Origin of the sequence: Gemmata palustris, from assembly GCF_017939745.1 — a bacterium.
GTDB classification, from domain to species: Bacteria; Planctomycetota; Planctomycetia; order Gemmatales; family Gemmataceae; genus Gemmata; species Gemmata palustris.
In genome coordinates this window covers 5,499,530-5,520,485 of sequence record NZ_JAGKQQ010000001.1, presented here as the reverse complement: position 1 = coordinate 5,520,485, position 20,956 = coordinate 5,499,530, and the positions used below count along the sequence as shown (strand labels likewise).

General features: G+C 67.4%; 21 protein-coding genes and 3 pseudogenes. 10 read left to right on the top strand and 14 right to left on the bottom strand.

Annotated elements, in window-relative coordinates; genetic code table 11:
• Positions 1–60: 60 nt before the first annotated feature.
• Both J8F10_RS22750 and J8F10_RS22745 read right to left on the bottom strand, forming a co-directional pair.
• Positions 61–1,470, bottom strand: a complete 1,410-nt coding sequence (locus J8F10_RS22750; protein WP_210657743.1) for a homoserine dehydrogenase — start codon at positions 1,468–1,470, stop codon at positions 61–63.
• A 168-nt stretch (positions 1,471–1,638) separates the two neighbouring features.
• Positions 1,639–2,424 carry a hypothetical protein gene (locus J8F10_RS22745; protein WP_210657741.1) on the bottom strand — a complete coding sequence of 262 codons (786 nt, stop codon included), beginning with the start codon at positions 2,422–2,424 and terminating at the stop codon, positions 1,639–1,641.
• A 432-nt stretch (positions 2,425–2,856) separates the two neighbouring features.
• Here J8F10_RS22745 and J8F10_RS22740 point away from each other — a divergent pair, with 432 nt between their 5' ends.
• From J8F10_RS22740 to J8F10_RS22700, 8 genes are all read left to right on the top strand, one after another.
• On the top strand, positions 2,857–5,625 hold the full coding sequence (locus J8F10_RS22740) for a polynucleotide kinase-phosphatase (RefSeq protein ID WP_246523515.1): 2,769 nt from the start codon (positions 2,857–2,859) through the stop codon (positions 5,623–5,625).
• Between the two features lie 165 nt (positions 5,626–5,790).
• Positions 5,791–7,407, top strand: a complete 1,617-nt coding sequence (locus tag J8F10_RS22730; protein ID WP_210657739.1) for a serine/threonine-protein kinase — start codon at positions 5,791–5,793, stop codon at positions 7,405–7,407.
• A gap of 74 nt (positions 7,408–7,481) precedes the next feature.
• Positions 7,482–8,345, top strand: a complete 864-nt coding sequence (locus J8F10_RS22725) for a hypothetical protein (RefSeq protein WP_210657737.1) — start codon at positions 7,482–7,484, stop codon at positions 8,343–8,345.
• Between the two features lie 181 nt (positions 8,346–8,526).
• Complete coding sequence (locus J8F10_RS22720) at positions 8,527–8,703, top strand: hypothetical protein (RefSeq protein WP_210657734.1); 177 nt, start codon at positions 8,527–8,529, stop codon at positions 8,701–8,703.
• Complete coding sequence (locus J8F10_RS40925) at positions 8,663–8,965, top strand: RNA polymerase sigma factor (RefSeq protein WP_390891117.1); 303 nt, start codon at positions 8,663–8,665, stop codon at positions 8,963–8,965. Before J8F10_RS22720 ends, J8F10_RS40925 begins: the two co-directional genes overlap by 41 nt.
• Positions 8,947–9,162: a hypothetical protein gene (locus J8F10_RS40920; protein WP_210657730.1), complete on the top strand. Its 216-nt coding sequence runs from the start codon at positions 8,947–8,949 to the stop codon at positions 9,160–9,162. Before J8F10_RS40925 ends, J8F10_RS40920 begins: the two co-directional genes overlap by 19 nt.
• Positions 9,163–9,279: 117 nt before the next feature.
• The gene (locus J8F10_RS22705; RefSeq protein WP_210657728.1) at positions 9,280–10,023 is read left to right on the top strand and encodes a hypothetical protein; all 744 of its coding nucleotides are present in this window, start codon (positions 9,280–9,282) and stop codon (positions 10,021–10,023) included.
• Positions 10,024–10,089: 66 nt separating this feature from the next.
• Positions 10,090–10,311, top strand: coding sequence for a hypothetical protein (locus J8F10_RS22700; RefSeq protein WP_210657726.1), 222 nt, complete (start codon positions 10,090–10,092; stop codon positions 10,309–10,311).
• 269 nt (positions 10,312–10,580) lie between these two features.
• Here J8F10_RS22700 and J8F10_RS22695 read toward each other — a convergent pair whose 3' ends face one another.
• The 3 genes from J8F10_RS22695 to J8F10_RS22685 form a co-directional block, all read right to left on the bottom strand.
• Entirely contained in the window at positions 10,581–11,357 is a 777-nt protein-coding gene (locus J8F10_RS22695) for a hypothetical protein (protein WP_210657724.1), read from the bottom strand.
• 261 nt (positions 11,358–11,618) lie between these two features.
• The gene (locus tag J8F10_RS22690) at positions 11,619–11,858 is read right to left on the bottom strand and encodes a putative sugar nucleotidyl transferase (RefSeq protein WP_210657722.1); all 240 of its coding nucleotides are present in this window, start codon (positions 11,856–11,858) and stop codon (positions 11,619–11,621) included.
• A gap of 64 nt (positions 11,859–11,922) precedes the next feature.
• Complete coding sequence (locus J8F10_RS22685; protein WP_210657720.1) at positions 11,923–12,693, bottom strand: acyltransferase family protein; 771 nt, start codon at positions 12,691–12,693, stop codon at positions 11,923–11,925.
• On the opposite strand from J8F10_RS22685, the gene J8F10_RS22680 reads away from it, so the two are divergent.
• Positions 12,694–12,951 carry a hypothetical protein gene (locus tag J8F10_RS22680; protein WP_210657717.1) on the top strand — a complete coding sequence of 86 codons (258 nt, stop codon included), beginning with the start codon at positions 12,694–12,696 and terminating at the stop codon, positions 12,949–12,951.
• A gap of 530 nt (positions 12,952–13,481) precedes the next feature.
• On the opposite strand, the gene J8F10_RS40915 is transcribed toward J8F10_RS22680, so the two are convergent.
• The 8 genes and pseudogenes from J8F10_RS40915 to J8F10_RS40390 all read right to left on the bottom strand — a co-directional run bounded on the left by J8F10_RS40915 (position 13,482) and on the right by J8F10_RS40390 (position 17,459).
• On the bottom strand, positions 13,482–13,559 hold the full coding sequence (locus tag J8F10_RS40915; RefSeq protein ID WP_390891147.1) for a WD40 repeat domain-containing protein: 78 nt from the start codon (positions 13,557–13,559) through the stop codon (positions 13,482–13,484).
• A 251-nt stretch (positions 13,560–13,810) separates the two neighbouring features.
• Entirely contained in the window at positions 13,811–14,539 is a 729-nt protein-coding gene (locus tag J8F10_RS22675; RefSeq protein WP_210657716.1) for a WD40 repeat domain-containing protein, read from the bottom strand.
• Between the two features lie 45 nt (positions 14,540–14,584).
• Positions 14,585–14,869 (bottom strand): hypothetical protein, encoded by a 285-nt coding sequence (locus tag J8F10_RS22670; RefSeq protein ID WP_210657714.1) that lies wholly within the window; start codon positions 14,867–14,869, stop codon positions 14,585–14,587.
• Positions 14,870–15,273: 404 nt separating this feature from the next.
• A complete protein-coding gene (locus J8F10_RS22665) occupies positions 15,274–15,507 on the bottom strand; it encodes a hypothetical protein (protein ID WP_210662355.1) in 234 nt (77 codons plus the stop codon).
• A gap of 49 nt (positions 15,508–15,556) precedes the next feature.
• Positions 15,557–15,811, bottom strand: coding sequence for a hypothetical protein (locus J8F10_RS39195; RefSeq protein WP_246524626.1), 255 nt, complete (start codon positions 15,809–15,811; stop codon positions 15,557–15,559).
• Between the two features lie 25 nt (positions 15,812–15,836).
• A pseudogene (locus J8F10_RS40910) lies at positions 15,837–15,905 on the bottom strand (hypothetical protein); the annotation flags it as partial.
• A 35-nt stretch (positions 15,906–15,940) separates the two neighbouring features.
• Entirely contained in the window at positions 15,941–16,495 is a 555-nt protein-coding gene (locus tag J8F10_RS22655; RefSeq protein ID WP_210657710.1) for a protein kinase domain-containing protein, read from the bottom strand.
• Positions 16,496–17,189: 694 nt separating this feature from the next.
• Positions 17,190–17,459 (bottom strand): RNA polymerase sigma factor, encoded by a 270-nt coding sequence (locus J8F10_RS40390; RefSeq protein WP_210657708.1) that lies wholly within the window; start codon positions 17,457–17,459, stop codon positions 17,190–17,192.
• A gap of 426 nt (positions 17,460–17,885) precedes the next feature.
• On the opposite strand from J8F10_RS40390, the pseudogene tssH reads away from it, so the two are divergent.
• Positions 17,886–20,501: pseudogene (tssH, locus tag J8F10_RS40905) on the top strand (type VI secretion system ATPase TssH).
• Positions 20,502–20,656: 155 nt separating this feature from the next.
• On the opposite strand, the pseudogene J8F10_RS40385 reads toward tssH, so the two are convergent.
• Positions 20,657–20,949, bottom strand: a pseudogene (locus tag J8F10_RS40385) (PAAR domain-containing protein).
• Positions 20,950–20,956: the final 7 nt, after the last annotated feature.

The following is a 20,956-nucleotide window of genomic DNA, read 5'->3' as shown; positions in this document are numbered from 1 at the left end:
GCCCGGAGGCTTGAGCGAACCGCGAGTGCCAACGAGCGGGTGGTATCTATCGGAGTGACCTCAATCCCCCATGCTGAAGAACACGGCGGGGGCGGCGATCGTGCCGAGTTTGTTGATGCGCTCCAGGGCGCGCCGGAACCGGCCGGTCGCGGCGTAGTGGGTCACGATCACCAGCGGGACCGGGCTGCTCGCGCCGTCCTCTTGAGCTTCGTGCTGCACCAAGCTCGAAATGCTGATTTCTTCGTCCGCCAGGATGCGCGTGATGTCGGCCAGTACGCCGGGTTTGTCCGCGACCTGCAACCGCAGGTAGAACCGGCTCCGCACCCGTTCCGGCGGTTCCACCGTGAACCCGCGCCCCTCGCGGCTCCATAACTTCGCCGCCGCGAACGTCCGCTGCGCCCGGCCCACGCCCAAATCAATCAAATCCGCGACCACCGAACTCGCGGTCGGCATCTGGCCCGCGCCCGGTCCCTGGTACAGCGTCTCGCCCACCACGTCACCGTACACCAGCACCGCGTTGTACGCCCCGCGGACCTGCGCCAACAAATCCGTGTGACGCAGCAGCACGGGAGCGACGTGGAGCGCGACCGCCTTCTCGACCGTCTGCCGGGGGCCGGGGGCCGGGTGGATGCCGGACCCGGATAGGGTCGTGTCGATCCCGCCGCTGTTCCGCGCCCCGCGATCGCCGGTGCGCGTTTCTTCGCTGGTCCATGCTTCCGCGAGGAGTTTGATCGTGTAACCGAGCTCGTTCGCGAACCGGATGTCCATCGCGTCGATGGTGTCGATGCCCTGGCGGGCGATCTCGTGCGGCTTCGCGGCCACCCCGAACGAAATTTGCGCCAGGATCGCGAGCTTGTGCGCCGCGTCGCTGCCGTCCACGTCGAGCGTCGGGTCGGCCTCCGCGTAGCCGAGCCGCTGCGCTTCGGCGAGGGCCGCAGCGTAGCTCATGTTGTGCTCGGTCATGGACGTCAGAATGAAGTTCGACGTGCCGTTCAGAATCGCCTGGATCGCGGTCACCTGATTGGCAGCGAGGCTCTCGGCCAGCGCGCGAATGACCGGCACCCCGCCGGCCACAGCCGCTTCAAAGCACACGGTGCGGTCGGCCCGGCGCGCGGCCTCGAACACTTCCGCGCCCGCGTCGGCCAGGAGCGCCTTGTTCGCGGTGACGACGTGTTTGCCGGCCGCAAGTGAATCGAGAACGACCTTCTTGGCGAGCCCCGTCCCACCGATCAATTCGACGATAATGTGAATATTCGGGTCGTGAATCGCCGCGTCGATATCCGTGGAAATGATCGCGCGCGGGATGAGCGGGTCGCGCGCCTTCGCCAGATCGCGCACGACCACCCGGCGCAGTGCGAGCGGCCGGCCCGCCCGCTGGGTCACGCGGTCCGCGTGCGCGAGCAGCACGCGCGCCACGCCCCCACCGACGGTACCACAGCCGATGAGGGCAATGTTGATCGTGTCGCTCATGAGTGCCGAACTCCCCGGTTCTTTGGGGCTATTATTAGCGCCGGGTGCGCGGACGGCCACGCGAACAGTTGAAGGGCATAAAAACAAGAAGACCCCGCGACACGATCCGTGCGTCGCAGGGTTTCGGGCGCAGGGCGACGGGCGCCGAGTTCTAAATAGCTTCGCGGCTTACGCTTGCGCCGGCTTCCGGCGGAGGCGGCCCAGCATCATGCAGCCGAAGCCCATGCCCGCGAGCACCAGACCCGGAGGGGCCGGCACGCCGTTCGGCGGCGTGGGCGGCGTCGTGACCGAGCCGAACGGCACCTTGTCACCGTCGCCGCCGTAGGGCAGCTTCGGGGTGTTGTACCCGCGGAACCGGACCACGAACGGCGTGTTCTGGCTCCCGCCCGTGCTGAGTTCCGACAGCAGGTTCGCGGCCGTCAGGTTGGTCAGGTTGGTCCCGCTCACCACGAACGTGAACGTACCGGTCTCGCCGACCGACAGGCCGTTCGACGCGGTCCCGCTGGTGTGCAGCGTCGAACCGACCGAGGCCGCGACGTCGAACTTCCCGAAGAGGCCGCCGAGGTCCAGGTTCGAGGACGGCGTTGCGCTGACCAGTTGGAACGACTGGCCCGTGGACGGGTTGTACGAGGCCGCCAGCGAGGTCACGCCGGTGATGTTCCCCTTCGCCGCGGTGCCCGGGTTGTTGAACGCGAACCCGGTGATGAACCCGCTCGCGGCGCTGGAATTGAAGGCGTTCGTGCTGGTGTTCGTGAGCTTCACTTCGATGACGGCCGAGGTGGTCGTCTGGTTCTTGACTTCGATCGAGCCCGAGTAAGAACTGGGGTGCGTGGCGGAGCCCCCGCCGGTGAAGCTGATGAGATCGGCACGGGCGGACCCGGCCGAAGCGAGCAGAACCAGCCCCGCAACCGCTACTGCGAGCGATCGGACGGGGCGAACGGGACGGGACAACATTAGAGTGAAACTCCTGGTGCGTCGGTGGCCGGTGTCGAGGGGACCGGTTGGCACCGATAATTGGGCCTGAGCCGATTCTTTGCGTTGTGATGATTAGCACACGTGATGCCGTCGCCCTTGCGAGCACGGCCTACACACTGGATTGCGACATAACACACTCGGAATAAAGGATTTGCGCGAATGTGAGGTGGGAGTTGAGAGTACCGCTTTATGAACAAACCGTTCTGGCCATTTGCGCGGTGTTTAGTGGCGTTAACGATCGCGGAAGAAATGTATTCATGTGGTCGGAGCGAACTCTCGCTTGCGCTTTTGCGCTACGCCTGAATTGCGTCCGCGAACCCGCGCAACTGGTGCCGGGTCCATCTGTCTTCCCCTCGCCTTGAATTGGGGAGGGCCGCCGGCGCGGGCCGGACCGAGGAGATTTCTTCGCTCATGACGATTCACATCCCGGAGTTCGCGCTCGTGCTAATGGTCGGCCCATCGGGTTCCGGCAAGTCCACGTTCGCGCGCAAGCACTTCAAGCCGACGGAGATCCTCTCCTCCGACTTCTTCCGCGGGTTGCTCAGCGACGACGAGATGAACCAGGCCGCGTCGGACGATGCGTTCGAGGTGCTGCACCTGATCTGCGCGAAGCGGCTCGCGCGCGGCAAGTTCACCGTGATCGATGCGACCAACGTTCGACCGGAAGCGCGCAAGCCGTTCCTCGAAATGGCGCGGAAGTACCACGTTCAGCCGGTCGCGGTGGCGTTCAACTTCACCGCGGACGTGTGCCACGCGCGGAACCAGCAGCGCGCGGCCGAGCGCCCGTTCGGGCCGCACGTCACCCAGCGCCACGCGGAAGACCTCCGGCGCTCGCTGGCGCGGCTCGAAGACGAGGGGTTCCGCCGCGTTCACGTGCTGAACAGCGAAGAAGAGGTCGCCGCGGTCACGTTCGAGCGCTACCGACTGCCCGTGAACAGGCGCGACGAGCGCGGACCGTTCGACATCATCGGCGACGTTCACGGCTGCTTGAACGAGCTGCTCGTGCTGCTCGCCAAACTCGGTTACACGCTCACCCCGAGCGAAGACGGTTGGCGCGTCTCGCCCCCGGAGGGGCGCAAGCTCGTCTTCGTGGGCGATCTGTGTGACCGCGGGCCGGACACGCCGGGGGTGTACCGCCTCGTCATGGACGCGGTCCAGCGCGGGGTCGCGTTCTGCGTGCTCGGGAACCACGAAGACAAGCTGCTCCGGTGGATGAAGACGCCCGACAAGGTGAAGCTGAACCACGGCCTCGCGCAGTCGGTGGAGCAGTTCGAGAAGGAGCTGCCGGAACTGCGCGCCCGCGTGCAGGAGTTCATCGTGAAACTCCCCTCGCACTTGGTGCTCGATGGCGGGCGGCTCGTCGTTGCGCACGCGGGGCTCACCGCGGACATGCACGGGCGCCTCTCGGGGAAGGCGCGGGCGTTCGCGATCTACGGTGACACGACCGGCGAGAGCGATGAATTCGGGCTGCCCGTGCGCCTGAACTGGGCCGCGAACTACCGTGCCCGTGCGAACGTCGTGTACGGCCACACGCCGGTGCTCACACCCGCGTGGGAGAACCGGTGCATTTGCATCGATACGGGGTGCGTGTTCGGCGGCGCGCTGACCGCGTTGCGCTACCCGGAACAAGAGTTAGTGAACGTGCCCGCGGAGAAAGAGTACGCGGAGCCGAAGCGCCCGCTGGCTGGACCTACCCCCCCGGCCCCCCTCCCTGAAGGGAAGGGGGGGAAAGAAAGCTCTGGGGTAGGTAGTGTGTCCTCAAGCACAGCGCGCGCCTGCTCCCCCTTCCCTTCAGGGAGGGGGGATGGGGGGGTAGGTTCCTCCGATCTCGACCTCGCTGACGTGATCGGTCGGCGCACCATCGAAACGCGGTTCGCAGGGAAGGTCACGATCCGCGAGGAGAACGCGGCCGCCGCGCTGGAAGTGATGTCCCGGTTTGCGGCCGATCCGCGCTGGCTGATTTACCTCCCGCCGACGATGTCACCGTGCGAAGCATCAGCGCTGCCCGATTTTCTGGAGCACCCGGCGGAAGCCTTCCGGTACTACAAGCAGGAGGGCGTGGACCGCGTGGTGTGCGAGCAGAAGCACATGGGTTCGCGCGCCGTCGTCATCGTGTGCAAGGACGAAGCCGCGGCCGCCCGGCGCTTTGGTGCGAGCAACGAGAGCGGTATCGTCTATACGCGAACCGGTCGGCGGTTCTTCGACGACCCCGCGACCGAGGGCGCGTTTCTCGCGCTGGTACGCGACGCACTCACGGCCGCCGATTGGTGGACGAAGTTCGGTACGGATTGGGTGGCGCTCGACGGCGAATTGATGCCGTGGTCCGCGAAGGCGCAGGAACTTTTAAAGCGCCAGTACGCGGCCACCGGCAGCGCGGCGACCGCGGCGCTTGCTGAGGTTAACAAGCTCCTGGCAACCTCGACTGCGCGACCAGAACTCGCCGACCTGCGCGCACGTTTCTCGGCGAAGGCGGAAGCCGTGGAGCGGTTCGCCACCGCGTACCAACAGTATTGTTGGCCGGTGAACTCGGTCGCGGACCTGAAATTCGCCCCGTTCTTCCTGCTCGCCACCGAGGGCAAACTCTACTTCGACCGCACCCACGATTGGCACATGCGCACTCTCGCGGAGTTGGGGCAACCGACCCCCCCATCCCCCCTCCCTGAAGGGAAGGGGGAGCCGGCGCGCGAAACCTCTGCACCTGATGCGATGTCTGTCGATTGCGAATTGTCTCCCTCCCCCTTCCCTTCAGCGAGGGGGGCCGGGGGGGGCGGTATCCTCCTGGCGACGCCGTTCCGCGTGGTCGATCTCGCGGACGCGGCCCAAGTCGAATCCGCGACCCAGTGGTGGCTCGATCTCACGAACGCGGGCGGCGAGGGGATGGTGGTAAAGCCGCTCGAAGTGCTTACGCAGGGGCGGCGATTCTTCGTGCAACCGGCGCTGAAAGTCCGTGGGCGCGAGTATTTGCGCATCATCTACGGGCCAGACTACCTCGCCGCGGAACACCTCTCGCGACTGAAGCACCGGGCGGTCGGCGCGAAACGCGGACTCGCCGCGCGCGAATTCGGACTCGGACTCGAAGGCTTGGAGCGCTTCGCCCGCAGCGCGCCTCTGCGCGAAGCTCACGAGTGCGTGTTCGCGGTGCTGGCGCTGGAGAGCGAACCAATCGACCCGCGGCTGTGAAGCCGAGCACGAACCGTGGGGCCGTGAAACGTTACCCCGCCCGCTCGCGAACTCGTTATAATGGCTCTACTTCGGTCGGAGTCGGTTTTTCCCTCAAGATCCGCCCACGCCGGGCGAATCAAACTAGATGAGAGGGGCCGTGCGCCCGATCCGCAGGGGTTCGCGATGGCGATGAAGTTCACATACCGGTCCGGGCAGCGCCCGCTCGACGGGTTCACCCTCAAGCGGGGCGTCGGCCAGGGCGCGTTCGGCGAAGTGTATTTCGCCGTGAGTGACGGCGGTAAAGAGGTCGCGCTCAAGCTCCTCATGCGCGGCCACACCGACGCCGAACTCCGCGGCGTCGCGCACTGCATCAACCTCAAGCACCCCAACCTCGTTCACCTGTTCGACCTCCGGGTCGATGCTCGGGGCGACCAGTGGGTCGTGATGGAGTACGTGTTCGGCGAGTCGCTCGCCCACGTCATCAACAAGCACCCCACCGGGCTGCCCACGCAGGTCATCCGCGAGTGGTTCGCGGCGCTGTGCCGCGGGGTCGGGTACCTGCACAACCAGGGCGTCGTCCACCGCGACCTGAAGCCCGGCAACATCTTCATCGAGCACGGGCACCTGAAGATCGGCGACTACGGGCTGTCCCGGCGCATCAGCGGTAGCGAGGGCAGCGACCTGAGCCGCGGGGTGGGTACGCCGTACTACATGGCGCCGGAAATCAAGAACGGGAACTACACCGCGTCCATCGACATCTATGCGTGCGGCATCATCCTCTACGAGATGATTACCGGCCTCCGGCCGTTCAACGGCGAGACGCCTTACGAAGTGCTCATCAAGCACATCACCGAGACGCCGGACCTCTCCAAACTGCCGGTCCCGTACCGCGAGGTGATCGGGCGGGCGCTCGAAAAAGACCCGGCGAAGCGGTTCGCGACCGCGGCCGAACTCGCGCGGGCGGTCGAAGAGATGTTCGCCGGCGGCCGGCGCGCCCCGGACATGTCCACGGCGGCGTCGATGACTCCCACGCTGCCGCGTGCGCGCCCGGTTCCCCCTCCGCTTCCGGTACCAGCGCCCCCACTGGACGTCCCGTCGGACGCGGTGCGCCCGGTCGCGTTCCCCGCTCCGCGCGACACCCGCACGAAAGAAAAGCCGATCCCCGCGGGGCCGCTCACGCAGACCGCGCGCGACCGGCTCACCGAACTGGCCGGCGGGTTCGCGCTCGCGCCGCTGATTACGGCCGCGTGTACCGCGCCGTGGGCCGTGTTCCAGGGTTCGGTGCCGTGGTCGCTGCTCGGGCGCGTGTTCCTGCTCTCGACCGTGCTCGCGTGGTCGGTCATGGCCATCGGGCGGTTGCCGAAGCGGAGCGAAAACAACCCGTGGGGCCGGCGCGCGATTCAGCTCGTGGTCGGGCTGTGCATCGGGGCACTGGCGTTCTGGCTCGACGGCTGGGCGCTCCCGACCGGTAACGCGAACGCCTCGAGTCGCGACATCGTGGTGTTCAACCACCGGTTGAGTCAGGACACGTTCGGGACCGGGATGAAATATTTGGTCTACTTCGGGGTCACTGTTGCGGTGTCCCGGTGGTGGACCACGACGAACCGCAACCGGCGCGAGCGCGTGCGGTTCATCCCGATCCTGGCCATCGCGTTTTGGGGCGGGATCTTCCTGTTCCTGTGGCCGACGAGCGAGTCCACGCCCGCGATGCTCGGCATCTCCGTGCTGGTGATCGCGACCATTGCGGCCCAGGTCGCGAGCCCGTGGGCCGGTCCCCCGTTGAAGTCGGCGCGCGCGTAGTTTCGGCCCGTGTTTCGTCGGTCCCAGCGAAACACACGGGATCGGTAGCGGGTATCAGAACCGAGGAGAGTGGCATGAAAAGCGCGGCGCGGAACATCCTTCGACTGTCGGTGGTCGGGCTGTGCTTCGCGCTGGGCGCGTGCGCCAGATCCGGTCCGGTCCCCGGCGGTGCGACCGGGAGCAAAGCGGAGAAGGCCCGCAAGGAAGCCGAAGCGCTCGCGCTCAGCGGTGTGAACGGTGGCGCGACTTCGCAAGCGAAAGAGATGCCCGAACTCGCAGCGAAGCGCGACCGATCGATTTTCGGGGGCTGGGTGGCGTTCGAGGATTCCAAGCGCATCGCGGTCGGCCCGCCCAAGCCCGTACCTCCGAAGGGGGGCACTCCCCCGTCGCCGCCGGAACCACCGGTCGTGAAAGGGCCGCCCGCGCCGAAATCGCCGCCGCACCCCGGCGGCCCGCCGCTCGTGATCCGCGAGCGCGTCGTGAGCATCGTGGCGTACTCGACCGAGGCGGAAGCGGAAGAAGACGCACTTACCCAGGCCCGCGAAATAATCGAGAAGAAGCTCAGCGAACTCGACCCGCCCGTGCGCCACAAGGTTTCCGTCAACGAAGTGCGAACCGAGTTCCTCCGCAAGGACAGCCGCACGGCGCGCAAGCCCGACCCGGAGGAAGCCGAGTTGCTCGTTCGAGAGGGCATATCCGGGAACCTCGTGTACGTCGAGTACGACGTCGAAGTCACCGCGGAGCAGGTGCGGGAACTGCGCGCCCAGGAGCGCGTCGGCGCCGGGGTGCGCATCATCGGCGCGCTAATGGCGGTCGCGCTCGCGGGCTTCATGTTCCTCCGCGCGGACGAGTGGACCCGCGGGTACCTCACGAGCTGGCTGGCACTGGGCGCCGCGATCCTCGCTGGCGGCGCGGCCGCGGCGCTGATCTTCGTCTAGTCCGGTTTCAGGCTCGCAGTCGCGAGCCGCGACCGCAAGGGAGCGGGAGGCCGTTCCGTTTGTGGTCACGGTTCAACACACGGGAAGCCCTGCTCCCTTGCGGTCGCGGCTCGTTCGGTCGCTACACGGATCTCGAAACGAGACTAACGCGCCCACACACCACCTTACCCGTCCGGACACCATGACCACCGAATCCGATCGGCTGCTCATCAACCGCGTGCGGAAGAACGACCAGTCCGCGTGGGCGGAACTGGACAAGCGGTACCGCGGCCGGCTCACGGCTTACGTGCGCCGCCGGCTCCAAGGACCACGCCTCCGTGGAGGACGTGGTGCAGGAGACGTTCATCGGGTTCAGTAACAGTCTCGTGAACTACGACGACAAGCGCGACCTCCAGACGTGGCTGTTCACCATCGCGGCACAAGGTCACGGACCAGTTGCGGAAGATGGGCCGGCTCCGCTACCAGAGCGGCACCGACACCGAAGACGAGGCGATGGGCCAGGCGCCCGACGACCGGCAGCGCGCGCGCGTCCACCCTCGCCCGCAGCGCCGAACAGCGCGAGCGCGAGGAGGACGCACTCGGACAGGCGCTCTGCGACCTCGTGCGCGACTTCCAACTGAAGGGCGAGTGGGCGAAGGTGATGGCGCTCGAACTCTTGTACGTGAAAGGGTGGGGCAACGCCGAAGTCGCTGCCCGGCTCAAGCGGACCGAACAAGACATTGCGAACCTCAAGTTCCAGGCGAAAAAGCGCCTGCACGATCACCTCGTCGCCGCCAAACTCTCCCCCGCGGTCTTCCCGGAATTGCAAGCAGAGTGAAGAGCAGGGTGGCAGGACGGGAACACGTTCGTGCTTCTGTCTTATCGTCCCTTCACCCGCTCACACTCTCCCCCTGCTCTCGGATTTGACCCACCCCCCGCGTGCTACCGATTACGGGTGGGGATCATTCGCGATCCCGTTCGTACACCCGGTTCCCCGCTCCATGCGCGCTGCGAACGCGATCACGCTCGACACGACCCTCCCGGGCTCCTCGCGCGCCGCGTGTGGGTCCACCCGGAAGTGAAGTCGCACTCGCTGGTCGTCCTCACGTTCGATCGGCTCCACGTGGCCCCGCTCGCCGGGGGGGCCGAAGGCGGAACTGCTCGCCGCGGTCGGGGCCGGGGCGACCTCGAAGACCTGCTCGGCCCGCTCGCGGTGGTCGTGGAACTGATCTCGGTCCAGCACTTGAAGCTCGACCTGCTCTCGAACGCGCTCGTCGTCGAGTACGCGAACGGCCTGGGCACGAGCCGGCTCACGGTCGTGTTCGCCGGCCCCGAGGCCGCGGACCTGTGCTTCACGAAGCTCTGGCGCCGGCTCGGCGACGGGTACAAGCTCCGGCCGTACCAGCGCGACCCCTGGACCCTGGCCCGCGGCCCGCTCGTGATGCTGGTCGGCGTGCTCGTCGCCACGGCCGCCCTCGCGCTCACGCTGAGCGCGTTCGAGGACATGGCCTCGGCCCGCGCCGTTGCGCGCCTGGCCGCGGACGGTAAGGCGCTCCCGAAGACCCCGCTCGAGTACCTGCTCGGCTGGATGAGCTGGCGCGTGTGCGCCGCCGGTGGCGTCGCCGCCGGCGCGTCCCAGGTGTGGCTCTACCGCAAGCTCACGCGCCCGCCGGTGAGCCTCGAAGTCACGAAAAACTGATCCGTTCCGGCCGGTGCCCACCGGCCGGTCGCCCGAACCCGAGAGCGCAAATGCGTCGCGAAGATTGTGGGAGCTGTTCAAGCGAATCCCGGAACAATCGCACCCCAGATCAACCTCGTCCTCCGCAACCAGTTCGTGCTGTCGGTGGACTCGGTCGTCCGGTTCGAGCCGACGTACATCGTGTTCCGCGGGCGCGGGGCGGCACCACGGACGAGGGGCGCGTTCTTCGTGCCCTACGACGAGATCGGCTACGTCCGGCTCGAGCGCGTCGTGGGATCGGCGAGCTGAAGCAGATGTACGGTGAGACCGGCCACGTGGACGCCGAGGACCGGCTCTCGAAGGGCGAGACCCAAGAGGACAAGGCGGAAGCGGCGAAACTCGCGCTGGACGCGCAAACGCCCCAGCCCGCGAGCGGCGTCCCGCCTCGATCCGGCCAGCATCGCCAAGCAGAACCTCCTCGACCGCATCCGCGCCACCCGCGCCTCGGTCGCGGGCATGACCAAGGCGGACAAGAAGTAGGTCCGTCTCGGGTCGAATTACCGCTACCCGCACGGGCGTTACGCGCTCTTGCGGAGCGTGAGCGTGACCGGCGCGGGCAGGGGCGTTTCGGTCACCGCTTCCGGCGCCCCGCGAGCGCGGTACAGAGCCGCAAGTTGTGGCCCCGGTTCGTCCCCGCCGCGCACCACCGCGTCGGCCGCCGCGAGCACCCGGGCCGCGTCGAGCGGTTGCACCCCGCCCGGACCCGCCCGGTGGAACGCCGGCACCGCCCGCGGTGCGAGGGCTCCGGTCGCCGTCACGTGGGCGAACGCGCCGATCGACGAGCCGCAGTCGAGTAACGCGCCCGCGCCGATCTTCGCGTGGTCGCCGATGACGCTCCCCACCTTCGTGCGACCCGTGGGCACGTCCGCCCCGTTCACCAGCACGCCAATCGGACCACAGTCACACCGCTGATCGACGGCACTCGTACCGGCCGCGAGGGTCACCCACTCCCCAACGACACTGTGCCCCAAAAAGCCCTCGTGCGGCTTGTCCGTGTATCCCAACACGATACTCGCCTCGACCTCGCCCCCGATGCGGCAGTGCGGGCCGATGCTCGTCCCGCGCGGGATTTGCGCGTTGCGCAGGTGCGCGTGCGGGCCGATCCCGCACGGCCCCTCGAGGCGCGTGAACGCGGTTACCACGGCCCCTTCGCCGATCACGACCGGCCCGCCGGTGGTGTCCGCAACGACGTGCGGGTCGATGCGCGCGGTGGGGTGAATGAACAACCGGTCGCTGGGGCCGACGAGCGCCACACCGGTGGGGTGGAACCCGGCCGCGGCCGGGTCGCACGTCACTTCAAAGTCGTGCGAGTTCCGCGCCGTTGTGATCGATCAGTTCCCAGGGCCGGGAGATCAGTGCCCCGCCGACTTCGCGGCGCGGGAGCGCCTGTGCCCAGTCCCGCAAGCAGTCGTCCACAGTGGCGGGCGAAACCGCTTGTAACCGGCGCGCGTCGAGAACCGCGAACGCGACCGCGCGTTCACAGTCCCGAGAAAAGGCCCTTCGGCGAGCAGATTTTGGCGCGCGTTGAGTGCCGCGTGCGCGCGAGCCAGCGCCCGTTAACGAGGACGGTGGGCGCGGCCCGGAGCCAGGCCGGATCGTTGACCGGCGCGCGATCGCGTGCGGAGCCATTCGGTGAGCACGGGCCGGCACAGGTGCCCGACGACGTTCGCGCCAAAATAGCGGGCCTGTTTCGCGCCGAGGGTCGTTAATCCACAGAGCAAATGGGCCGCGGGCCGCGTCAACGTGAGTGGGTGCAGGTCCGCGGCGCGGCGATCCTCGAAGAGGCAGATGCGCATTTGGGCGTCCTGTAGCGGACCGACAGCGTAAGATGCGTAGTTTCGGCTGCCGGGCCGAGCCGTGTCAAGGCCGACCGCGCCGCGCCTCCGGAATGCTACGACGAGTGCTGACCATAAACGGCCGCTCGATATATCGGTAAAACGGGTAGACCAGAACGCACACGGTCGTCACCGTTGCGGCCAAGAAGCCAGAACTTCCTGGCAGAAAGGCGATCGCCACCGCGTGCCCGGCGAGTAGCATCAGCGGGATGTGCAGGAGGTACACGCTGTATGACACAGCGCCGAGGTAGACTAATACAGCGGCCCCCCAGGCCAACTGGAGCGCCCCTTCGGTCGAACGCCAGATACCCCACAGTACGGTCGTCAATCCGACCGCGAACGCGAACTCGCTCGCGATCATCTCTTGGCTCCCGTCTGGCATCAGTGGGGCTGTGGCCAACCGACGAACAGCAACCCGGCTCTGGTGAGCCAAGAACAGCACGGATGGATGCGGAACGGATAGCGCCCCGCACTCCAGTGCCGCGTATAGCCCGATCCCCAGCGCGAAGAATGGCCAGAAGGGAAGAAACCACCCGCTCGAAAACGCGGTTTCGCTCGCCGCGAACGGCAGCGATGCGACCGTGACCGCGCCGAGCAGTGGATAGAACCACCGACCGGCCCGAACTGCGACCCACACCACCGCGTAGAACTGAACCTCTATCGCCAGCGTCCAGAAGGCGAGATTCACCGCGCGGAACTTGTCCCACGGCAACTCCCCTGTGGGGCGAAAGCCGGCGGTGAGAGTGAGCACCCCCGCGCACTCGCCCGATGCGACTGGCCGCCACGCAGACCGCATGTGTTCCTCGAACGCGGTGAGCGGTGGGCCGACCAGTGGGAGGGCGGCGTACACGGCCACCGCGACCCCGACCGCGGCCCAGAACGGCGGGTAGATTCGGCTCGCTCGCCGGAGCAGGAACCATTCGGGCGCGGTCCGTTCCTGACCGCGCGCCTCCCGGCCGCGGTCAGGCAGTACCCGGAGATGACGAAGAACATTGGTACGCCGAAGTACCCGATTCGCAAGAGAGGCAACGTGGCCGAATCGTCGAACGTGTAGACGAGGTGGTGCAAAACACCCAGACTGCGGCCACCCCGCGAAGAGGATCGAGAAGTGGATATCGCATCATTCCTCTCGTGGGAACTTCGGGCTGCCGAACACGGGCTGTCCGCAAATCTAGAACACAGAACGTCCTCAAGGTTGACAGCAACACGGTGCGCGGTTCGTTGCGTTCGCGGACGCATCGCACGGCCTGCCGATTCAGCACGCGGACCGCGTGAACGCGATGCTGGCGGAGCACTTCGACCGCGCCTGAACCTCGAACCGGTACGTTCCGCTGCCCACTGCGATTCGATCGGACCAGGGCGTCGCGACCGGTTGCGAAGAGGTGCGAGCCGGGGCCATTTCGTTTGCGTTATTCTTTCTTGCCGAATCGCGCGCAGTTCTTCGAGCGTCCCCTTGAGTGGGCGGGGGGCGTCCCAGAGCGTGACGTGACCGGTGCCGGTCCCGGTCGCGATGTGCTCGCCGTTGGGGGCGAACGCGACGTGCGTGACCGGCCCCCGTGGCGCAACGGCGTGCCCAGCGGGAGATTAGTCCCCGTCCCAGAACCGCGCGGTCCCGTCGCGGCTGGCGGTCACCAGGACCGCACCGTTCGGACTGACCGCCACCCCGCGACCGCCCGCGCGTGGGGCATTTGTGGCCCCACGCGCGCCCGGTCTTCGCGTCGCGCAGTTCGGCCACGCTCGCCCTCATTCCGATCAAAATTCGTTCCCCGTTCGGGGTGTATCGCGCATCAAGGATTTCGTCGCCAATCGCCCACTCGCGCAGCGGTTCCAGTGTGTCGCCCGCCATCACAACGGCGCGCTGTCGCCGAACGCCACGAACACCTCGCCGCCGTCCGGCCGAACGGCGATCGTGCTCAGGTCCACGCCCGCGGGGAGGTTCGGGGGGGCGGCTGATAATGGGGCGCTGAGTAGAGAACTGGAATCGTAGCGCGCGACGACCGTGGACCCCATGACCACGACCCCGTGCCGTCGCGCAGCGGTTCCAGTCGGTGGACCCGGCCCAAACCGAGCGACGCAGTGGGCTCGGTCTTTGTCCCGTCGGGCACGGTGAACCAGTCGAACCCGTTGCGGGTGCCGCGGAGCACGCGCGAGCGGGCCGCGTTCGTATCGAACCGGATCGTGAGCGCGTCGCTACCGTGGTTGAGCGCGAGCGGACGCTTGCTGGTGCGCGTCGAACAGGTCGAGGGTCCGGTCGTCGGCAACCGCGAGCCGGTCGCCCGCGGGCGAGAGTCCAGCCCGCGGACGCGCACGCCGCGGCCCGCGGAGATCAGGTCGGCGGGCGGGTCCGGCGCGGTACACAGGTAAACGGAGTCGCCCGCGGGGACCGCGAACTCGTCCGAACCCGGGCGGAACCGCATCCGCGTCACTTCGCCGTGGAACCGGAGCGGGATGCCGATCGGTTGCCCGGTGTCGCGGTGCCAGAACCGCACGTTCCCGTCGCCGTCGGACGCGACCAGGAACGGCTGCTTCAGGGCGAACGCGACCCCGTTCCCGTAGGCCCCCATGAGGCTGAGTTCGAGGACTTCTCTATTGGTCACGAGGTCGATGACGCGCACGAACCCCTCGGGGCCGGTCGCGGCCACGCGCTTACCGTCGGGCGCGCCAGGGCGATGTCCGTGATCCACCCTTTAATGGGCCAACTGCGCAGCTCGACACCCGTGGTGGCGTCCCACCGCGCACCCGCCCGGCGCGGTCCCCGGTGTACAACCGCCGGCCGTCGGGGACGCGGTCATGATTTGCAGCGTCGCTTCGGACGGCCCCGTTTTCGGAACGATCCGCTTGGTCACGGGCTTCCGCGGGTCGGTCAGGTCCCAGCGCCGCAACCCGTTCGCGCCGTCGCCGGTCCAGAGCACCTGGTCGGTGGAGAACGCCATCGTCCACAGGCTGACGTTGTTGTCCTGCAGTTTGCGCACGTCCGCGTCGTCCGCGGCAAACGTGTCAATCGGGGCACCTCTTCGACCGGGCGGTCCAGGCTCGTTTCCCAGAGCGTGAGGGCCGCGTCGGTCCCGCCGGCCGCGATCGTGCGCCCGTCGGGGCTGATGGCCACGGTCCAGTACGTGATGAGCCGGGGCGCGATGCCGAACAAATTCCGCCCGAGCAGGAACGCCGGCTTGTAGGGTGCACCCGCTTCCGCGTGGCGATGTCCCAGAGGTACAACTCGCGCCCGCGCCCGGCGGTCACGATGTGCTTGCCGTCCGGGTGGTACGCGGCCAGCGCGGTTGCTCGGTGTGCTTGAGGCGCGCGGGCAGCGGGAGGTCCCGCGCCCATGCCGCCAGGTTAATCCGAACGACCCGTTCGAGGTTTTCGTCCCCGAGTTCTACTGCCAGTTCCGCGGCCTGCACGAACAGTTCCAGCCCTTCGTCCAGCGCCCCTCCTCGCACCAGTCCACGGCCCGCCGGAAGACGAGTTGGGCTTCCCGCCGTTGGGTCTCCACCATCGCGTCCTTCGCGCGCTTGGTCGCGCCCTCGGCCAACTGCTTCAGCCCTTTCTCGTCGTCGGCCTTTTTTCCGCCCGCACCCACATCACGCCGAACGTGACGAACGCGGTACACAGCACGAGCGCGAGCACGGCCAACAGCCCCGCGACGGACGGGTTCCGCTTCACGGAGAGCCAGAGGCGCTCGAAATTGGTGACCGGGCGCGCCTTGGTGGGCCGGTCGTCGAGGAACGGCGCAGGTCGTCCGCCAACGCCTCGGCACTCACGTACCGCCGGGCCGGGTCTTTCCCCAAACATTTCATCGTGACCGCGGCGAGGTCGCGGGGCACCTCGGGGCGGAACGAGCGCACGTCGGGCGGGAGCTCGTTCACCACTTTCAGCATCACGCTCATCGGCTCGGTGCCGATGAACGGGGGCATGCCCGGCGAGGCACTCGAACAGGATCGCCCCCAGCGCGTACACGTCCACCGCGGGGCCGATTTGCCGCGCCCCGGCCGCCTGCTCCGGGGCCATGTAGTGCGGGGTGCCGACGATTTGTCCGGTCTGCGTCAGGTCCGCCCCGAGTCCTGGGTGAACTTCGCGAGGCCGAAGTCGGTGACCTTGGGCAGCGCGAAGTTCGGGGTGCAGCGTGGGGCGCGGGCGCCGGAGGCGGCGACGGTGTGCTTGTCCCCGGTCCCCGTTTTCAGGTCCGGGTTCGGCGTCCCGAAATCCGCGCTCGCGAAGAGAATGTTGCCCGGCTTGAGGTCGCGGTGGACGACGCCCTGGATGTGCGCGGCGTGAACGGCCCGCGCGATGCCCTCGAGCAGTTCGGCGGCTTCCCGCGGCGTGAGGCGCGGGCGGTCCCCTCGTTCGCCGCCCGGAGCTTGCGGCTGAGCGACCCGCCCTCCAGCAGTTCCATCGCGAGGTACGGGATCGGTACGCGGTTCGGCCCCTCGTAGGTGTCCACCTCGAACACCTGAACGACTTGCGGGTGCTGGACCCGCGCGAGCACCTCGCCCTCGAACAGGAAGCGGCTGAACGACGCGCGGGTCGGCCGACGCCCCGGCCAGGATCATTTTGAGCGCGACGAGCCGGTTCAGCCGGCGGTGCCGCGCCTTGTACACGACCCCATTCCGCCCGGCCGATCTCCCCGGCCACCTCGAACCCGGGCACCCGCGGTACCCCGATGAACCCCGAGGGGCCGGCTTCCCCCACGATCAGCGTGGCGTCCTCCGGGGCCGAGGCGACGCCGCCCGAGCGCGCGTCCGGGAGCACACCGGACGAGAGCTCCTTGTACCGGGCCACGGCCCCGCTCGCCTGTTCGGTCAGGCGGTCGAGCCGGGCCTGGCACAGCGGGCACCCGTCCACGTGCCCGGAGACGAGCGCGAGGCGGTCGGCCCCGAGCGAGTCGTTCAGGAACCCGGCCAGGTCGGTGTCTTCTGGGCAATCAGGCATCGTGACGGTGGGCAAGGGGAGGGCACTGCGAGGAGAGTAGTCGAACCGCGGGCGGAACTCGAGGGGCGGCGCGGCCGTGAGGCGGCAAGGGGAACGGTTCGACCGACTTGCGCTCGCCCGGTCCGTGCCCCTGCGCCGGAGTTCTCACCCCCGTCGCCTGCTCCCGGGTCTCAATCGCCTTGATCTCTTCTTGCACGAGCTTCTGGACGCGGTGCTTGGCGAGGTACACCTGCGACACGCACCCCGAGCTGGTCGGCTATCGTTTGCGCGCCACGCCGTCGAGCGCCGCGAGCTTGAACGCCATCCAGGTACTATCCGCGACCCGCTCCCGCGCGCAGCAGGGCCATTTCGAGCAGTTCCTTGTCAAATGTCGCTTCGACGCGGGCCGCGAGATCCTCGCGCTTCGATCGACTGGAGCTGGTCGAACACGCTGGTGTCGCCGCTCCCGCGGACGCGGTTCCCGGCCTCGGTCACGAAATCGTGCCAGGCGTGGTGCGTGAGCGTCTTCAGCCACCCGCGGAAGCTCCGGCTCGGGTCGTACTTGAACTGCGGCAGCTTCTGCGTGAGCCGCATGAGTACGTTCTGCGCCACGTCCTGGGCGTCCGCCTCTTGCAGCCCCAGTGCATGAGCCACCCGCGGATCGCCGGGCTGTAGAGGCGGAAGAACTCGCCCCAGGAAATCTGGTCGGCCGGGTCCTGGTTGAGCCGGTGGAGAAGCGTCACGCGCGTGGTGTCGGCGGAGTCGGCACCCATCCCTACGCTCCGGGGCGAAAGTTTCACGGTGACCAGCGGTTCGGTTAGCAGCGTTAAGCAACTGACCGACCGCGGAACAGAAAGGGGCCGCGTGCCACGAACTCGTGTCGTTCCGAAACGACCCGCGACCCAATAATTACCGCCTTCACGATTGAATTAGCGGAGCGGGTGGGCCATCAGTGGGCCGGGGCCACGACTCCGCCGCCGAGTCATTCGTTGTTCCGCGCCAGAAAGATTCGGCCACTCGTTCCGTAACCCTCATACTCCCACCCGTATCCGGAGCCGCTGATGGCCGTTTCCCCGCGCGCTGATCGAGAAACTGAGCCCGACGTGTCGCACCACGCTCGTGGACGAAGCCATTCGGCTGTGCATGACGCGCACGCACTTCTACGTCGAACTGGAGCACTGGCTCACGGCGCCCTATCGAACCCGAACAATGATGTGGGCTTCCTGCTCCGCCAGTACGCGATCGACGCGAACAAAGTCAAGCGCGAGCTCGACGCCGCCCTCAACCGGCTCAAAACGGGTAACACCAGCGCGCCGGGCCTTTCCACCAACATTCTCAGCGCCGTCCGCGAAGCCTGGGTGTTCGGCTCGCTCGAGCTCGGCGCCTCACAGGTCCGCTCGGCCCATTTGCTGTACGCGATGCTCGCCGACGACAACATGGGCGAGCAACTGAAACGCGTCGGCGGAATTCGGCCGCATCTCGAAGGAGAAACTCGCCTCCGACATCCGCGACCTGCTCCCGAGTATGCAGAGCGAGGAGGCCGCACAGGAAGCCAGCGCCACCGCAGTGGCCTCGGCCGCTGGGGGCGGTATGAGTAGTGGCGGCGCTCCCCGCACCGGCGGGAAGACGCCCGCCCTCGATCAGTTTACGGTAAATCTCACGGCGAAGGCCAAGTCGGGTATGGACCCGGTGATCGGGCGCGACGCCGAGATCCGGCAAGTGATCGATATTTTGACGCGGCGCCGGCAAAATAACCCGATCCTCACGGGCGAAGCCGGGGTCGGTAAAACGGCCGTCGTCGAAGGGCTCGCGCATGCATCGCGGCGGATGATGTGCCGGAACCGCTCCGCAACGTGCAACTCCACACGCTCGACCTCGGCTTGCTGCAAGCCGGTGCGGGGGTCAAAGGCGAGTTCGAGAACCGGCTGAAGTCGGTCATCGACGAAGTGAAGCGCTCGCCCGTTCCGATCATCCTGTTCATTGATGAAGCCCACACGCTCATCGGTGCCGGCGGGCAGGCCGGGCAAAATGACGCGGCGAATCTGCTCAAACCGGCGCGCGCGCGGGGGAGCTCCGCGATCGCGGCCACCACGTTCGCGGAGTACAAGAAGTATTTCGAGACCGATGCGGCCCTCAAGCGCCGGTTCCAGCAGGTGAAGGTGGACGAGCCCGACGAGCAGAAGGCGATTCGGATGCTCCGGGGCTGGTGCCGATGCTCGAAAAGCACCACAAGGTCCGCATTCTCGACGAAGCCATTGTTGACGCCGTGCGGCTCGGTGCGGTACATGCCGGACCGCCAGCTTCCCGACAAAGCGGTCAGCCTGATCGACACCGTGTGCGCCCGCGTCGCGCTGAGCCAGTCCGCGACCCCGCCCGCACTCGACGACACCAACCGCGAGCTCCAGCACCTCAAGACGGAAATCGACTTCCTCGAACGCGAGGGCCGCGTATCGACCGGGAACCCGGAGCGCGTCGCGGACCTCACGAGCCGCAAGGAAGTGGCCGAAAGCCGCAAGGCGGTACTCGAAGAGCAGTTGAAGAAAGAGAAGGAACTGGTTACGCAGATCCGCGACAAGCGCCGCCATCGAGAAGACCGGGGCTGATGCGCCCGAATCGGAGAAACTCGCGCTCGCGGAACTCAATGCGGCTCTGACAAAGGTGCAGGGCGAGAACCCGCTCGTGTACCCGGTGGTTCACGGCGGCGCGGTGGCCCAGGTCGTCTCCGGGCTGACCGGCATCCCGATGGGCAAAATGGTCCTCGACGCGGTCCAGACCGTTCTCAAACTGGCCGACAAACTCGAAGAGCGCGTCGTCGGTCAGAAGCACGCGCTCGAAGCGATCGCCCAGCGCATTCACCGCCCGCGCCGACCTCGCGGACCCGCGGCGCCCGCAGGGGTGTTCCTGCTCGCCGGTCCGAGCGGCGTCGGCAAAACCGAGACCGCGATGGCGCTCGCTGACCTGCTCTACGGCGGCGACCGGAACATGGTCGTCGTGAACATGAGCGAGTACAAGGAATCGCACAAGGTCTCGCGGCTGGTCGGTACGTCCAAGGGTTATGTCGGCTACGGCGAGGGCGGCGTGCTCACGAACGCGGTCAAGAACCGGCCGTACAGCGTGGTGCTTCTCGACGAAGTGGAGAAGGCCCACGAGAGCGTGCAGGAAATCTTCTACCAGGTGTTCGATAAGGGCGTACTGCAGAACGACGACGGCGAGGACGTGAACTTCAAGAACACGATCATCCTGCTCACGTCCAACGCCGGTACCGACACGATCATGAAGGCGTGTGCCGACCCCGACACCGCGCCTTCACCCGAAGGGCTCGCCGAAATGCTGAAGCCCGATCTCCTGAAGGCGTTCAAGCCGGCGCTGCTCGGCCGCATGACGGTGGTGCCGTACTACCCGCTCGGCGACTCGGTGCTGAAGAAGATCATCGAGCTGAAACTGAAGCAGATCGGGGACCGCCTCAAAACGAACTACAAGGCCGCGTTCAACTGCACGCCGGCGGTGGTGGACACGATCGCGGCGCGGTGCAAGGACGTGGACAGCGGCGCCCGCAACGCGGACCACATCATCACCGGTACCGTGCTCACGATGATCTCGGCCGAAGTGCTCACCCGCATCGCCGAAGGCAAACCCGTCACAAAGGTGAGTGTCGATGTGGACGCCAAGTCGCAGTTCACGGTGACAGTGGAGTGAATCGGGCGAACTGCCGGTGTGAGCCGGCCGGTGGAAGCAGACACCCGCTCGTTAACACTCGCGGTTCGCCAAGCGTCCGGGCGAACCGCGAGTGTTAACGAGCGGCGGGTGTGTTGTGTGAGGCAATTACCGGCCGGCTCACACCGGCCGTTCGCCTATCCCCCGATCAACACGGTCGGACACCCCAGTATCACGACGCCCCCGTGCGCGGTGCTGTCACCGAGGCGCACGGCCGGGGTGCCGCCGATTAGCACCGTAGCGGAGCCTTTCACCAGACTGTCCGGCGGGCCGACGCACACGGCCATGTCACCGACGTGTGCGGCCGGTAACGAGGCGATGAGGACCGTGGGCGCCCCGGCCCGCTGATCGGCCCGCCGACGTGCGGGACGATGCCCGTAACCATCGGGCAGGTGTGCATGTCCGTGAGGCGTGCGGCCGGCATTCCCATGACGAAA

Excerpts from the sequence above, each read along its gene's own strand:
- J8F10_RS22750 (WP_210657743.1), bottom strand. The coding sequence starts at position 1,470 with ATGAGCGACACGATCAACATTGCCCTCATCGGCTGTGGTACCGTCGGT.
- J8F10_RS22745 (WP_210657741.1), bottom strand. The coding sequence starts at position 2,424 with ATGTTGTCCCGTCCCGTTCGCCCCGTCCGATCGCTCGCAGTAGCGGTT.
- J8F10_RS22740 (WP_246523515.1), top strand. The coding sequence starts at position 2,857 with ATGACGATTCACATCCCGGAGTTCGCGCTCGTGCTAATGGTCGGCCCA.
- J8F10_RS22730 (WP_210657739.1), top strand. The coding sequence starts at position 5,791 with ATGGCGATGAAGTTCACATACCGGTCCGGGCAGCGCCCGCTCGACGGG.
- J8F10_RS22725 (WP_210657737.1), top strand. The coding sequence starts at position 7,482 with ATGAAAAGCGCGGCGCGGAACATCCTTCGACTGTCGGTGGTCGGGCTG.
- J8F10_RS22720 (WP_210657734.1), top strand. The coding sequence starts at position 8,527 with ATGACCACCGAATCCGATCGGCTGCTCATCAACCGCGTGCGGAAGAAC.
- J8F10_RS22690 (WP_210657722.1), bottom strand. The coding sequence starts at position 11,858 with ATGCGCATCTGCCTCTTCGAGGATCGCCGCGCCGCGGACCTGCACCCA.
- J8F10_RS22685 (WP_210657720.1), bottom strand. The coding sequence starts at position 12,693 with ATGCGGTCTGCGTGGCGGCCAGTCGCATCGGGCGAGTGCGCGGGGGTG.
- J8F10_RS39195 (WP_246524626.1), bottom strand. The coding sequence starts at position 15,811 with ATGCCCCCGTTCATCGGCACCGAGCCGATGAGCGTGATGCTGAAAGTG.